15 protein-coding genes and 3 pseudogenes are annotated in these 12,928 nt (G+C 58.9%); 10 read left to right on the top strand and 8 right to left on the bottom strand.

The features are described 5' to 3' along the window. The first annotated feature begins 59 nt into the window (after positions 1-59). A complete protein-coding gene (locus tag ASC96_RS12440; protein WP_060503372.1) occupies positions 60-1,451 on the top strand; it encodes a family 16 glycosylhydrolase in 1,392 nt (463 codons plus the stop codon). 34 nt (positions 1,452-1,485) lie between these two features. Here the strand turns inward: ASC96_RS12440 and ASC96_RS12435 are convergent, their stop codons facing one another. Beyond that, complete coding sequence (locus tag ASC96_RS12435; RefSeq protein WP_060503371.1) at positions 1,486-1,947, bottom strand: acyl-CoA thioesterase; 462 nt, start codon at positions 1,945-1,947, stop codon at positions 1,486-1,488. Between the two features lie 130 nt (positions 1,948-2,077). Further along, a complete protein-coding gene (locus ASC96_RS12430) occupies positions 2,078-2,725 on the bottom strand; it encodes a GntR family transcriptional regulator (protein WP_060503370.1) in 648 nt (215 codons plus the stop codon). Positions 2,726-2,915: 190 nt separating this feature from the next. Between ASC96_RS12430 and ASC96_RS12425 the strand changes: the two genes are divergently transcribed. From ASC96_RS12425 to ASC96_RS12405, 5 genes are read left to right on the top strand one after another with little or no spacing between them, the layout of a single operon-like run. After that, positions 2,916-4,343: a M20 family metallopeptidase gene (locus ASC96_RS12425; RefSeq protein WP_060503369.1), complete on the top strand. Its 1,428-nt coding sequence runs from the start codon at positions 2,916-2,918 to the stop codon at positions 4,341-4,343. A 51-nt stretch (positions 4,344-4,394) separates the two neighbouring features. Then, the gene (locus ASC96_RS12420) at positions 4,395-5,114 is read left to right on the top strand and encodes an ABC transporter permease (protein ID WP_060503368.1); all 720 of its coding nucleotides are present in this window, start codon (positions 4,395-4,397) and stop codon (positions 5,112-5,114) included. Next, positions 5,114-5,839: an ABC transporter permease gene (locus tag ASC96_RS12415; protein ID WP_060503367.1), complete on the top strand. Its 726-nt coding sequence runs from the start codon at positions 5,114-5,116 to the stop codon at positions 5,837-5,839. Before ASC96_RS12420 ends, ASC96_RS12415 begins: the two co-directional genes overlap by 1 nt. After that, positions 5,836-6,618: an ATP-binding cassette domain-containing protein gene (locus ASC96_RS12410; protein WP_060503366.1), complete on the top strand. Its 783-nt coding sequence runs from the start codon at positions 5,836-5,838 to the stop codon at positions 6,616-6,618. The genes ASC96_RS12415 and ASC96_RS12410 overlap by 4 nt, the downstream gene beginning before the upstream one ends. Positions 6,619-6,664: 46 nt before the next feature. Further along, positions 6,665-7,522 (top strand): transporter substrate-binding domain-containing protein, encoded by an 858-nt coding sequence (locus ASC96_RS12405; protein WP_060503365.1) that lies wholly within the window; start codon positions 6,665-6,667, stop codon positions 7,520-7,522. 74 nt (positions 7,523-7,596) lie between these two features. Here the strand turns inward: ASC96_RS12405 and ASC96_RS12400 are convergent, their stop codons facing one another. Together ASC96_RS12400 and ASC96_RS33785 are read right to left on the bottom strand one after the other, a co-directional pair. Next, on the bottom strand, positions 7,597-8,352 hold the full coding sequence (locus ASC96_RS12400; RefSeq protein ID WP_060503364.1) for an MBL fold metallo-hydrolase: 756 nt from the start codon (positions 8,350-8,352) through the stop codon (positions 7,597-7,599). An 89-nt stretch (positions 8,353-8,441) separates the two neighbouring features. Further along, a pseudogene (locus tag ASC96_RS33785) lies at positions 8,442-8,662 on the bottom strand (type II toxin-antitoxin system HipA family toxin); the annotation flags it as partial. 180 nt (positions 8,663-8,842) lie between these two features. On the opposite strand from ASC96_RS33785, the pseudogene ASC96_RS33780 reads away from it, so the two are divergent. Next, a pseudogene (locus tag ASC96_RS33780) lies at positions 8,843-9,084 on the top strand (LysR family transcriptional regulator); the annotation flags it as partial. Positions 9,085-9,185: 101 nt separating this feature from the next. On the opposite strand, the pseudogene ASC96_RS12390 reads toward ASC96_RS33780, so the two are convergent. The 4 genes and pseudogenes from ASC96_RS12390 to ASC96_RS33775 form a co-directional block, all read right to left on the bottom strand. Beyond that, positions 9,186-9,607: pseudogene (locus tag ASC96_RS12390) on the bottom strand (type II toxin-antitoxin system VapC family toxin). Beyond that, on the bottom strand, positions 9,604-9,852 hold the full coding sequence (locus ASC96_RS12385; RefSeq protein WP_060503362.1) for a type II toxin-antitoxin system Phd/YefM family antitoxin: 249 nt from the start codon (positions 9,850-9,852) through the stop codon (positions 9,604-9,606). Before ASC96_RS12385 ends, ASC96_RS12390 begins: the two are co-directional and overlap by 4 nt. Before the next feature lie 129 nt (positions 9,853-9,981). After that, the gene (locus ASC96_RS33515; RefSeq protein WP_210171864.1) at positions 9,982-10,146 is read right to left on the bottom strand and encodes a hypothetical protein; all 165 of its coding nucleotides are present in this window, start codon (positions 10,144-10,146) and stop codon (positions 9,982-9,984) included. 124 nt (positions 10,147-10,270) lie between these two features. Further along, positions 10,271-10,414: a DUF4142 domain-containing protein gene (locus tag ASC96_RS33775; protein WP_244482009.1), complete on the bottom strand. Its 144-nt coding sequence runs from the start codon at positions 10,412-10,414 to the stop codon at positions 10,271-10,273. 135 nt (positions 10,415-10,549) lie between these two features. Between ASC96_RS33775 and ASC96_RS12375 the strand changes: the two genes are divergently transcribed. The 3 genes from ASC96_RS12375 to ASC96_RS12365 all read left to right on the top strand — a co-directional run bounded on the left by ASC96_RS12375 (position 10,550) and on the right by ASC96_RS12365 (position 12,316). Further along, positions 10,550-10,795, top strand: a complete 246-nt coding sequence (locus ASC96_RS12375) for a hypothetical protein (protein WP_060503360.1) — start codon at positions 10,550-10,552, stop codon at positions 10,793-10,795. 45 nt (positions 10,796-10,840) lie between these two features. After that, on the top strand, positions 10,841-11,674 hold the full coding sequence (nadE, locus tag ASC96_RS12370; protein WP_060503359.1) for an ammonia-dependent NAD(+) synthetase: 834 nt from the start codon (positions 10,841-10,843) through the stop codon (positions 11,672-11,674). Positions 11,675-11,737: 63 nt separating this feature from the next. Further along, positions 11,738-12,316, top strand: a complete 579-nt coding sequence (locus tag ASC96_RS12365; protein ID WP_082512049.1) for a cysteine hydrolase — start codon at positions 11,738-11,740, stop codon at positions 12,314-12,316. Positions 12,317-12,928 lie beyond the last annotated feature (612 nt).

Raw genomic sequence — 12,928 nt, 5'->3', positions numbered from 1 at the left:
CATCGCTTTCTTTTTCTGTTGCCGCAGGCAATTGCCAGCATGCCAGACAGGAGATGATCATGCGAAAAACCGTTTTGAATGCCGTTGGGCAAACTCTGTTCTACAGTGACAGTTCGACCGGATTTTTCTCCGCAACCGGCGCTGGCCCGGTGCTGAAGGGAACGGCGGGCAATGATTCCATGTGGGGTGACAGCGCCGTCAACGTCACGATGGCGGGCGGCACGGGCGACGACATCTATTATCTCTATTCGGCGATCAACCGCGCCCATGAGGCGGCAGGTGAGGGGATCGACACGATCAGCACCTGGATGAGCTTCACCCTGCCGGAGAATTTCGAGAACCTGATCGTCACCGGCGATCTACGCTATGCCTTCGGAAACGCCGGCGACAACATCATCAAGGGTGCGTCCGGCCGTCAGACCCTGGACGGCCGAGGCGGCAATGATGTGCTTACCGGCGGTTCAGGCGCGGATACCTTCATTTTCACCAAGGGGAATGGCAGCGACCTGATCACGGACTTCGAAGCCGCTGATATTGTTCGGCTGAATGACTATTCGCTGACATCCTTTGATCAGGTTCTCGCGCATGCAACGCAGGACGGCGCGCATCTCAGGCTTGATCTCGGCGATGGTGAGAACCTGGTGTTTGCCGATACGGCCAAGGCCGATCTGAGTGCGAACCGGTTCGAACTGAGCCTTGACCGTTCCGCCCTGACGCAGACATTCGGCGACAATTTCGATACGCTCCGGCTGATGAATGGGACGCAGGGTGTCTGGGAGGCAAAATACTGGTGGGCGCCGGAGAAGGGCGCCACATTAACGGGCAATGGCGAACTTCAATGGTACGTCAATCCCCGTTATGCGCCGACATCCGACAGCAATCCGTTTTCCGTCAGCGACGGCGTGCTGACGATCACGGCGGAGAAAACGCCTGACGCGATCAGCGCCGAGGTCAGCGGGTACGACTACACATCCGGCATGCTGACGACGCACGCCTCCTTCTCGCAGACCTATGGTTATTTCGAAATCCGCGCCGACATGCCGGAGGATAAAGGCGTATGGCCGGCTTTCTGGCTGCTTCCGGAAGACGGCTCCTGGCCGCCGGAACTGGATGTCGTCGAAATGCGTGGCCAGGATCCCAATACCGTGCATGTGACGGTTCATTCGAACGAAACCGGGAAGAAAACGTCTGTTGCCACCGCCGTCAGCGTCTCCGATACGCAAGGGTTTCACACCTATGGCGTCCTGTGGCAGAAGGAGGAAATTGTCTGGTACATCGATGATGTTGCCGTTGCACGCGCCGATACGCCATCCGATATGCACAAGCCGATGTATATGCTGGTCAATCTTGCGGTCGGCGGCATGGCTGGCGCGCCTGCGAACGGATTGCCCGACGGTTCGGAGATGAAGATCGACTATATCCGTGCCTATACGCTGGACGATCTGGCCTGACCTCAGCCCTGATGACGTTTCGACGCAGTTGGCATCATTCTTCTGACTCGGTGCCAGCTGCCTTGAAACGCTCCTCGAACTCGCGCCGGAGGCTGCGCCTTACTTGTGCAGCACGTTCACGGCGTTTGGCGACGCCGGTTTTTGGGCTATAGGCGGGCACATTGGTCGGGCGCCCCTCGGCATCGACGGCAACCATCGTGAAATAGCAGGAGTTGGTATGCCGTCGCTCACCGGTGCGGATGGTTTCCGCCTCGACCCGGATGCCGACCTCCATCGATGTGCGGCCGGCATAGTTGATCGAAGCGCGAAACGTCACCAGTTCGCCGACATGGATCGGCTGACGGAAGACAACCTGATCGACCGACAGCGTCACGGCATATTCCTGCGAGAAACGGGATGCGCAGGAAAAGGCGACACGGTCGAGAAGGTTGAGCAGCGCACCACCATGAACCTTGCCGCTGAAATTGGCCATGTCGGGCGTCATCAGGACGACCATCTCGAGTTGGCTCGTGTCATGACCCGTTTCCAAAATGCGCCCCCGTTATATTTCCCGAAATTCGTGCCGATTATCTACAACGAACCAGCGCTGATCAACCCAACCGCCTCAGGCGTGCGCTCACAACCGCTTATTTCGGTGTGTCGGCCGGTTGGCGGATATGCAGGGCGATAAGCCGTTTCAGCTCTTCCGCATTCCGTGCTTCCAGTGCATCGATCATCATGTGATGCTCGCGGCCGGATTTCTCGATCCGTGCACGCGTCCGCCATTGCGAAACGGGAGCTGACGACGTGCGCTGGCGAATTTCCGAGACCAAGTCGACCAGGGCCTGATTGCCGCCCAGCAGCAGCAATTCGCGATGAAAGGCCAGGTTGGCCTCGTAATGCTCCAGAATTGTTCCCGTCAGCGTCATTTCGTCAAAGTATCTCGCAAGCCCGCGCAAAGTGGCGATGCTGTCGGAGGTTGCGTTGGCGACCATCATGTCAGCAACGGCCGTCTCGAGTATGACGCGGATATCACCGACTTCCCTCGCATTGCGGTCGTCCGGTTGATAGACGTGGTAGCCGCGATTGGGCACGTGCGCGACCAGCCGCTTCTGCGACAGGCGATCGAGCGCGCGGCGGACTTCCGGCCTTGTGCAGTCATATCGCCGCTCCAGGTCGATCTGCTTCAGCCAGGTGCCGGCAGGCAGCATGCCCGTCAGGATGTCTTGAAGCACAAGTTCGGTCACGTCCCGCTCTTCGGGGCCGACAGCCGTTTCACTTTGAACTTCGCTCATGAATTCTTCCTGTTGTCCTGGATCGGCGCCGTATGCCCGATCCGTGGTTTTCTTTGTAACCGAGTCTCGGCAAATGCCACGCAGATGGCTCGGATTAAAATTATTCATTGGCGGCAGTTGCGCAATTTATTTTTGTATCATAAATTGGCGCCAATATTGGTAACTATAAGACAAGCGAGTCCCCAACGCCATGAAAAACTCCGATTCCGTCTGGGGCTTCGTAGAAGCGAAACGTGAGGCTTTCTTCACGCTCAGCGACCGTGTCTGGGATGTGCCGGAAACGAACTACGAGGAATTTTCCGCCTGCGAGGAGCATGCGCGATTGCTGACGCAGGAGGGTTTCCGCGTCGAACGCAATGTGGCGGGTCTCCCCACGGCCGTCATGGGCGAAGCCGGCGAAGGCGGCCCGGTGATTGCCATTCTTGGCGAGTTCGATGCCTTGCCGGGCCTGAGCCAGGAAGCCGGGATCGCGGAGGAGCGGCCGCTCATCTCCGGCGGCAACGGCCATGGCTGCGGTCACAACCTTCTGGGTTCCGGTTCGATGATGGCGGCCGCCGCGGTCAAGGATTTTCTGGCAGCCAACGGCCTGAAGGGCCGGGTGCGCTATTATGGCTGCCCCGCCGAAGAGGGCGGCTCGTCCAAGGGTTTCATGGTCCGGGCCGGGGTTTTCGATGACGTCGATATTGCCATCTCCTGGCATCCGGCGGCATTTTCCGGTGTCAACAACCCGATATCGCTCGCCTGCAACGAGCTGAATTTCCATTTCAGCGGCCGCGCATCGCATGCCTCTGCGACGCCGCATCTTGGCCGCAGCGCCCTTGACGCGGTCGAACTCATGAATGTCGGCGTCAACTACATGCGCGAGCATATGCCCTCGTCGGCGCGGGTTCATTACGCCGTCACCGATGCGGGCGGAGCCGCGCCGAATGTGGTCCAGGCCCGCGCGACGGTACGCTACCTGATCCGGGCTCGGACGCTGGGCGAGTTGCTTGGCCTTGTCGAGCGCGTCAAGAAAATCGCCGATGGCGCCGCCTTGATGACCGAAACGACGGTACGCAGCGAAGTCGTCAGCGGCGACGCCAATCTCGTTGGCAATACGCCGCTGGAGGAATGCATGTATGCCAATCTCCAGCGTCTCGGCCCACCTGATTTTGATGCAACAGACAACGATACTGCATTGAAATTCCAGCGGACATTCTCGCCGGAAGACATTGCGGCATCCTATGCTCGCTTCGGCATCAAGCCGAAGAAGGGGCAGGCGCTTTGCGATCTGGTCTATCCGCTCGGCAGCGGCGACGGCTCGATCGTCGGCTCGACCGATGTCGGTACCGTCAGCTGGGTCGTGCCGACGGTGCAGATGCGCGGCGCAACCTATGCCATCGGCACACCCGGCCATTCCTGGCAACTGGTGGCGCAAGGCAAGCTGCCGGCCGCACACAAGGGCATGGAATACGCGGCCAAGGTGATGGCGAGCACAGCACTTGACCTGATCGCCAATCCGGCGCTGATCGAGGCTGCCAAGGCGGATCATCGGGAGCGCCTCGACGGCAATCCGTTCGTCAATCCTATTCCCGACGGCGTTTCACCGCCACTGCCGGAGAGCCCCAATGGCCGCTAAGCCGTCCCTTAAAGGCAGCGCCGTCTGCCAGTTTTCCGCAAGGGGGGCGCCATGACCCAGCCGGGATTTTTTGATCTGCTGAGTTTTGGCCCGGATGGCTGGGCAAAGGCGCTGATGGCTGGCGCCTGGATGACGATCCTGATCGCGCTGTCCGGCTATACGATCGGTGCCATCATCGGCACATTCGGCGCCTGGGCGAAGATTTCCGGCGGCAAGACACTGCGTGTTGCCGCCGATGCCTATACGACCGTCTTGCGCGGCATACCGGACCTTCTCGTCATCTATCTGCTCTATTTCGGCGGAAGCGCCGCGATCACCTCAATCGGCAGGCTCTTTGGCGCTGACGGGTTCATCAGCTTCCCCGGTTTTCTCGCAGGCGCGCTTGCGGTTGGCATCACGTCCGGCGCGCAGCACACGGAAGTGTTTCGTGGTGCCTTCAAGGCGGTTCATCGCGGCGAGATCGAGGCGGCAATTGCCTGCGGCATGTCGCGTTCGCTGCGCTTCCAGCGCATCATTGCACCGCTCACCTTGCGCCATGCGCTGCCGGGTCTCGGCAATGTCTGGCAGGTCGTGTTGAAGGAATCGGCTCTGGTCTCCATCACCGGCGTGGTCGAACTTCTGCGCCAGTCGCAGATCGGTGCCGGCTCAACCGGTCTACCCTTCGATTTCTACCTGATCGCCGGCCTGATCTATCTCGCCATCTCGACCGTCTCCAGCATCGCCATGCGGCAGGCAGAGCGTCATTTCAGCCGCGGTGTGAGGAGAGGCTGATGGATTGGGAATTTACACAGGAAACGTTTGTCAGCCTCGTTTCGGCCCTGCCGCTGACCCTGTCGCTTGCTGCCACCGCAATCGCCCTTGGCGCCATATTGGCGCTGGCTCTGGCGCTTGCGCGCACCTCGGGCATTCTGGTTCTCGACTGGTTTGCGCGCGCCTATGTCTTCGTCTTTCGCGGTACACCGCTGCTCGTCCAGATCTTCCTGATCTATTATGGCCTCAGCCAGTTTCCCGCCGTTCGCCACAGCATCTTCTGGCCGGTCCTGCGCGACGCCTACTGGTGCGCGGTGATGGCGCTCAGCCTCAACACCGCCGCCTATGCCAGCGAAATCATCCGCGGTGGGCTGCTGTCGGTTCCGCATGGACAGGTCGAGGCGGCGCGTGCCTGCGGCATGCCGCGATTGATGGTCTTCCGCCGTATCGTCCTGCCTCTGGCGATCCGCCAGGCGTTGCCGGGTTACGGCAACGAGATGATCTCGATGATCAAGGCGACGTCGCTCGCTTCCATCATCACCATCATGGAAGTCACCGGGGTTGCTGCCCGGATCATCTCCGAGACCTACCGCGCCATCGAAGTGTTCGTCGTGGCGGGCTTCATCTACCTGGCGATCAATTTCCTTCTGACGCGCCTGGTCCAGTTGGTCGAATTCAAGCTCAGCCCGCATTTGCGGCAACCGGAAAACGCCGCCCAAATGGCTATTGCAGGAGATGCGCGATGAACCTTCCCTTGTCTGCGGTGGAAGCACCGGCGCTGAGCGTCAAGGATCTGCACAAGAGTTTTGGGCCGATCGAGGTCCTCAAGGGGATTTCGCTCGACGCGAGGGAAGGCGAGGTCGTGTCGATCCTCGGTTCGTCCGGCTCTGGAAAATCGACCTTCCTGCGCTGCATCAACATGCTGGAAACACCGGATTCCGGCACCGTGACGGTGGGCGGCGAAACCATCAAAATGGTGCCCGCCCGCCATGGTAAGAGCAAACCGGCCGATATCGCCCAGGTGGACCGTGTCCGCTCGAGGCTCGGCATGGTGTTCCAGAGCTTCAATCTGTGGACCCACAAGACCATTCTCGAAAACGTCATCGAGGCGCCGGTGCACGTGCAGAAAAGGCCGCGCAAGGAGTGCATCGAGGAAGCCGAAGCGCTGCTTGCCAAGGTTGGCATTGCCGACAAGCGCAATCAGTATCCGTCTCATCTCTCCGGCGGCCAGCAGCAGCGGGCGGCGATTGCCCGTGCGCTGGCCATGCGGCCGGACGTCATGCTTTTCGACGAGCCGACATCGGCGCTCGATCCCGAACTTGTCGGCGAGGTGCTGCGGGTCATGCGGTCACTCGCCGAAGAGGGGCGCACCATGCTGATCGTCACCCACGAGATGGGTTTCGCCCGCGACGTCTCCAGCCGGGTGATCTTCCTGCACAAGGGGCTGGTCGAGGAAGACGGCAGCCCGAAGGACGTCTTCGAAAACTCCAGATCCGACCGTTTCCGGCGATTCATCAAGGGATGAATGCTGCGACACTTCCAACATCCGATCAAAAAAGGGGAATGCAACAATGAGAACCATCAGATCAATCTTCAAGGCGGCCTGCTTTTCGGCGCTGATGCTGGCATCGACCAGTGCGCATGCGGAAGAAAAGAAATGGACGCATGTGACGATTGCGACCGAAGGCGCCTTCAAACCCTACAACTTCACCAAGCCAGACGGCACGCTCGACGGTTATGAGATCGAGCTGACGAAATATCTCTGCGCCCATATGAAGGTGGAGTGTGAAGTTGTCGTCCAGAATTTCGACGGCATGATCCCGGCGCTGAATGCAGGAAAATTCGATGCGATCATTTCCGGCATGTCGGCGACCGAAAAGCGCGAGAAAGTCATCGACTTCAGCAATTCCTACGGCTCAACCGGCCAAGCATTTGCAACGCTGAAATTAAGCCCGCTGGCCACCATGCCATCGAAGGGAGAGGTTTTCTCGCTGGCCTCCAACGAAGCTGGCGCCCTGAAAATCCTTGAGACGATCAAGCCTGAGCTTCAGGGCAAGATCATCGGCGTGCAGATTGCGTCGACCGGCGCCTCTTTCGTCGACAAATATCTGAAGGGCGTGGTTGAGGTTCGCGAATACAAGACGACCGAGGAGCACGATCTCGATCTGGCCGCCGGCCGCGTCGATCTTGTCATGGCGTCGATGGCGTACCTGACGACGGCATCGGAAAAGCCCGGCAACGAAGACATGACGACGGCCGGCCCGCGCTTCCAGGGCGGGTTCCTCGGACGTGGCAGCTCGGTCGGCCTGCGAAAGACCGACCCGGAACTGAAGGCGATGTTCAATGCCGCGATCGAAGCCGCCAAGGCCGACGGCACGATCAAGACGCTGTCGGAAAAATGGTTCGGGTTCGACGTTACGCCGCTGTAAGGTGCAATTAGCAGTGTAGCCGCTATTGCGATGGCGGCTACACTATGCGCCGCAAGGATAGAGAGGCGGGCCGATCAAGGACTGCCGAGTATCACCGTCTCGCCATCCGCGGGGATCACAAGCCGCGAGGGCGCGATACCCTGATCCATTGCGGCGTGGCGCAGATCCTGGCGGGTGATCGTGGCGTGATCGAGTGCTTCCATATGGGTGGCGATGACGATTGCGTCCGGCGCTGCCTCGCACACCGCGACCGTCTCCAAGGCGTCCATGACAATGAGGTCGCCATCCCAGCGCGCGCCGCAGGAGTGGGTAATGATGATATCGGGCTTGGTGTCGCCGATCACAGCCGCCACCGGCGGGTAAAGCACCGTATCGCCAGCCCAGTAGATCGAAGGCTCGCCCGCCGCCTCGAGGCTGAACCCCATGACCGAGCCCATCAGTTCGACCACCGGCCCAAGGCCGTGGCTGCCGTCGCGGCGCGTCAGCGTCAGGCCCTCCCACGTTGCACTGCCGGTCAAGGGCGTCACGTTGGTAAACCCGGCCTCGCGAATCGTTGCCTCATCGCCTGGCTGACAGAAAAGCGGCAAATGTTTCGGCACGCGCTGCATGGCAACGCTATCGAAATGGTCGTCATGCAGATGCGATACAATCACCAGCTCGACGCCATCCAGAATATCCTCGATCCCGGCCGGAAGCTCCACCATCGGATTGGGCGACCGGCCGGTAAACGATGGAAGACTGTGTTTCGGCGCCAGGTAGGGATCAACCAGAACGGTGCGTCCGGCATAGTCGAGCTTTAACGTGGCATTGCGGATCAACTGGAGTTTCATTCGGGTTTCCTGACGAAGGACTGGCGGAAAAATCAACGCCCATCGTCACGAATGCAGTGATAAAATCAATCCCGAAAACGGCCGATGCCGGCCTTCTCGGCTAGCCGCAGCGCGATCTCTTCCCAGGTCTCTATGTTGTACTCGTCGGTCTCCTTAGGAAATTTGGCGATCGAGAGATGTCCATGTTGATCGATGACCGACGCTTTCGGCCGCGCGCCGCCGAGGGAAGAGCCGGGGCGAAGATGAGTTGAAGGTCCTCGTCCGTCTCTTCGTCCCAGGATCGTTTGGTGATTCCGAGCAGCCGCCCCATATTCCCGCCAATTGGCGACGACGAACCAATTAATCGATAAGCCATTGATATCCCTGATGACGCTAACACTCGAAGCATGCCTCCACGCTTGGGAGCGATGTATGCGGATATCAAGCGACATCGATCTAAGCACGGAGATAACCAGGTCGGTCGCGGTAAAACAGTCACCAGGATCAGAACCGGAATATCGCTTATACCTGCGACGACACATTTTCGCTGGTATCGTTGGTTTCCGCCGGCCTCGGCATCGGGTTTGCCCCGAAATGGACAGGTGATCTCCCGAACCGTAATGGGGCGTTGCGGAAAGTGCGGGGCGTTGACTTCAAATTAGGCTCGGGATTGCGCGGAAATCTGAGGATTCGACCACGTCACGCAACGACATTGTCGATATTGCACGGTCGCTTGCCCGGCACGCACGCTAGAAACGGATGCCATCCAACATCTGCTTTCAACCAATTGATAATGCAAAATTATCTGACATTATTTGGTGAGCACGGGCGGTTTAAACCGCACCATGCAAAAATTAGCCCAGCCACGGATCGACGATGATCACGCTGGTTCCCGCGAAATCCTTGACATTGCGGGTGACAATGTGAGCCCATGGACAAGGGCCGTCGCCGCAATCAAAGTATCAACTTCATTGCGCTGATCGGGAATGTGCAGATGGGCGCAACGTGTCGCGACGGCATCGTCGATGGCAATGATCCGGCCGGCAAATTCAGGCCGTAAATGGTTGTCGAGCCAGGTGCGTAACCGGGCGCCTTGCCGCGCGTCGCGACGCTGTACGCCAAGAATACCGCGCTCAAGCTCCAGGATGGTGATTGCCGATAGGAAGAAGGAGGCCGCATCTTCCCGACCGACCCAGGCGACGACATTGGCGTCGGCCTTGCCGTCACCGATTTTTCGAAGTTCCGAGACAACATTGGTATCAAGCAGATAGGTCAAGACAGATCCACCGGGCGCGAAACGATCTCAACGCGCTCGGGCGAGAAATCGATCTCGGAAAGCCCAGGCATATACAGCGCCTCAACCAGGCTTCGGCGCTTGCCGGACAGACGATTGAAGTCGTCATACGTCATCAGCACGTGCGACGGCTTGCCCCGGTCGGTGATGATCACAGGTCCATTTTGCGCCGCTTTCTTGGCGCTGCTGACATCATGATTGAGTTCACGGCTTGTAAGGATGGACATGTCGAAACACTCCGATGTAGGTATGTACCTACATGTAGCATGGATCGTGGCAGGCACAAGCCTCGACGGAGGTGGAGAAGGCCAAAGGAATGGAGCGGCGGACCGCTCCATTCCAAGTTATTCTGATCGCTACGCCGCTTCCCAGACCTGGTTCAATATCTTGGCAGCCAAGGCCGCCTTGTCCTGTGGCAGGAATCGGCCGTAGTGCTGCTGCACCACATCCGGTGTATCCTGGATCGCGTAGCTCGCCCGTTCGTATGAGCCGGTCTCAAGCTTCTTTAGATCGTCCAACATGCCGCGGTGGGCGGATGACATGGCGGTCGGGATGGTGGCCTTGGCCTTGCCCTCGCCATGGCCTTCAACTCGTCAGATGTCTTTTGCGGTCGGCCAGCATCCGTTGTGCAAATGCCTTCGTCTTCTACCCCGACCGTTCCAGGGCGAGCTTGCTGGATTCAATCTCGAACATGTCGCTGCTGGCAGCTTCCAGCACGAAGTCCTCGGTCTTCCGCGCGACGCTCATGACAGAGTTGACGCCGGTCATTTCGGTGGTGGACTGAGCCAAGGCTGCGGATCCGACCGTTGCCAGATCGGATACTCCTGTTGTTGATCGCCCCTAAACCAACGCAATGCCATCGCGTTCCGACAGGTGGAACAATTTCAAGTTCCTATGGTTTTCAGGGCGTGCAGGAGAGGTGTGATGGTAGCCAATGACATTTTGAATGAAGATGTTTCGGATTTCGCGACCCGGCTTGAGGCGATGACGAGTGATGAGGTCTTTGCCGCGATGAGCGCGCTGGAAGGCCATAGCGAAGACGACGCCAGTGATCGGGACGATACCTTTTCACGAATTACGCTCGTGGAAGAAGAAATTGAACGGCGCTTCCCCGGGCAGATGTTGACGCCCTACCGCGACTGGAAAAAACAGCAGCCTTTAATGTCGTAATCCCCTCGTGCAGACAACGATAAACGAACTGCCTACGGATCGGAAATGGACAACGAGCAACACTCAATATCACGAACCCTTGGGGTCACTGCCGATTTCGATGCGGCGCTTGAGGTTCGGCGTCGCATCGATTTCCTAAGCCGCTATTTGCGGCAGGCGTCATGCCGAAGCTTCGTTCTCGGGATAAGTGGCGGCGTCGACTCTCTTGCTGCCGGCCTCCTGGCGCAAACCGCGGTTTCGGAACTTCGAGCCGATGGTTACGATGCCGGGTTCATTGCAGTTCGACTGCCGTATGGTGTTCAGGCCGACGAGACAGACGCGCAGAAATCTCTCGGAGTCATCGGCCCGGACCGTATCGTCACAATTGATATCAAGCCAGCAGCGGACGCCATGCTGGACGCGGTGGTTGCTGAGGGAGAGGATCTGGTTGAGCCGGATCGCAAACACTTTCATCTGGGCAACATCAAAGCACGCCAGCGAATGATCGCGCAGTACGCGCTGGCTGGGTCAACCAGAGGATTGGTGATCGGGACTGATCAGGCGGCCGAAGCTCTCATGGGGTTCTTCACAAAGTTCGGCGATGGGGCCGCTGACGTTTTGCCACTTGCCGGCCTTACCAAACGACGGGTGAGAGCCTTAGCTGACCACATGGGTGCTCCTCGGGAACTGATATTCAAGGTGCCGACTGCTGATCTCGAGTCTGACGCGCCGCTTCGTCCCGATGAAGAGGTCTACGGCGTCACCTACGACGAGATCGATGATTTCCTGGAAGGGAAGGCGGTCACTGAACCCGCACGGCAGCGTATTCTCGGGGCGTATCGGGCGAGCGGGCACAAACGCGCCCTGCCCATGGCGCCGATCGGCGAACCGGCGGAGTGAAGCTTTGCCCGTCATGGGGAACCACCCGTCTGTGATGATGGTTCTCGTCGGACGGAGGAGATGATGAAAGACAGTCACTGGATTCACTTGTGCATTGACATGCAGCGAATGTTTGCAGAGGAGACGCCCTGGCATGTCCCATGGATGAGGGACGTCTCGCCTCAGGTACAGGAAGTCGCGCAGCGTTATCCGCAGCGCACGGTGTTCACGCGTTTCGTGCCGCCCAAGCGAGCAGATGATATGCCAGGCATGTGGCGCAGCTACTACCAGAAATGGGACAACATGACCCTGGATCGACTGGGACCGGACAAGGTCGATCTCGTCCCGTCATTGAAGGCCTTGGTTCCGCCCGCCCGGATCTTCGACAAGATGACGTACTCGCCGTGGATCACAGGCGAGCTTCACCGCGTCCTGGCGGGGGAGGGTGTTGAAATACTGGCGATCTCCGGCGGGGAGACCGACGTGTGTGTCTTGGCTGCAGCTCTCGGAGCAATCGACCTTGGCTATAGAGTTTTCCTACTCAAGGACGCCGTCTGTAGTGGTGCCGACGAAACCCATGACGCTTCACTCGAGCTTTTGGGAGATCGGTTCTCGGCGCAATTGGAAATCGCCTCAACGGAGGATTTTCTCAGCCAGATATGACAACGGCGTGCAAATTTCCAGCACCATCGGGAGAGTTCGTCGATCTTACTTGGGCAACAGCGACCCGGCAGGGCGCACTTGATGATAGGGCACCCGGTCTGACGGCCCAGTGCGGGGAGGATTTTAACACTACTTACTGTCGCGACCCTGAAGGAAATGAACATTGATTTGTCCACAGTCCTGAGAAGTGTGGGCGAGATTTGTCCACAGTCCTGGGAAGTGTGGGCGACCGCGGCGCTGCCCCAGCACAGTCGCTGCAATGGAGATAGAGGAGAAGATATCATAACGGTAGGATGTTGAGCAAAGATCACGCCCCGCCTTATCAAGTTTCCTGCGGTTCCTTTCAATGGACAAAAGAGGTGGCGAACGGAACTAAACATTCGCGCCGCCCTCCCGCTGCGGCGGCTCACGTTGCTACGATACTGGAGGTTTGCTGGACGTATCCATCCGAGCAGGGCCGCAGGATTTTGGGCGCCGCGCGTGGTAACGTCGGTTGATGGAGATCGATGAGGACAAGATCGACGATGCCGTTTTGGCGCTGTTATGGCTGACGCTGCATAACGAGCGTTGTGCTTGCATAACGAGCGTTGTGCTTCCAGAGCTGGTTGCGCG

The organism is Rhizobium sp. Root1204 (assembly GCF_001424965.1).
Lineage (GTDB): Bacteria > Pseudomonadota > Alphaproteobacteria > Rhizobiales > Rhizobiaceae > Pararhizobium.
The sequence above is the reverse complement of the archived record's forward strand: the minus strand, read 5'-3'. Positions and strand labels throughout refer to the sequence as shown.

Excerpts from the sequence above, each read along its gene's own strand:
- ASC96_RS12410 (WP_060503366.1), top strand. The coding sequence starts at position 5,836 with ATGAACCTTCCCTTGTCTGCGGTGGAAGCACCGGCGCTGAGCGTCAAG.
- ASC96_RS12435 (WP_060503371.1), bottom strand. The coding sequence starts at position 1,947 with ATGGTCGTCCTGATGACGCCCGACATGGCCAATTTCAGCGGCAAGGTT.
- ASC96_RS12420 (WP_060503368.1), top strand. The coding sequence starts at position 4,395 with ATGACCCAGCCGGGATTTTTTGATCTGCTGAGTTTTGGCCCGGATGGC.
- ASC96_RS12365 (WP_082512049.1), top strand. The coding sequence starts at position 11,738 with ATGAAAGACAGTCACTGGATTCACTTGTGCATTGACATGCAGCGAATG.
- ASC96_RS12440 (WP_060503372.1), top strand. The coding sequence starts at position 60 with ATGCGAAAAACCGTTTTGAATGCCGTTGGGCAAACTCTGTTCTACAGT.
- nadE (WP_060503359.1), top strand. The coding sequence starts at position 10,841 with ATGGACAACGAGCAACACTCAATATCACGAACCCTTGGGGTCACTGCC.
- ASC96_RS12430 (WP_060503370.1), bottom strand. The coding sequence starts at position 2,725 with ATGAGCGAAGTTCAAAGTGAAACGGCTGTCGGCCCCGAAGAGCGGGAC.
- ASC96_RS12405 (WP_060503365.1), top strand. The coding sequence starts at position 6,665 with ATGAGAACCATCAGATCAATCTTCAAGGCGGCCTGCTTTTCGGCGCTG.
- ASC96_RS12425 (WP_060503369.1), top strand. The coding sequence starts at position 2,916 with ATGAAAAACTCCGATTCCGTCTGGGGCTTCGTAGAAGCGAAACGTGAG.
- ASC96_RS12375 (WP_060503360.1), top strand. The coding sequence starts at position 10,550 with ATGGTAGCCAATGACATTTTGAATGAAGATGTTTCGGATTTCGCGACC.
- ASC96_RS12415 (WP_060503367.1), top strand. The coding sequence starts at position 5,114 with ATGGATTGGGAATTTACACAGGAAACGTTTGTCAGCCTCGTTTCGGCC.
- ASC96_RS33515 (WP_210171864.1), bottom strand. The coding sequence starts at position 10,146 with ATGTTGGACGATCTAAAGAAGCTTGAGACCGGCTCATACGAACGGGCG.
- ASC96_RS12400 (WP_060503364.1), bottom strand. The coding sequence starts at position 8,352 with ATGAAACTCCAGTTGATCCGCAATGCCACGTTAAAGCTCGACTATGCC.
- ASC96_RS12385 (WP_060503362.1), bottom strand. The coding sequence starts at position 9,852 with ATGTCCATCCTTACAAGCCGTGAACTCAATCATGATGTCAGCAGCGCC.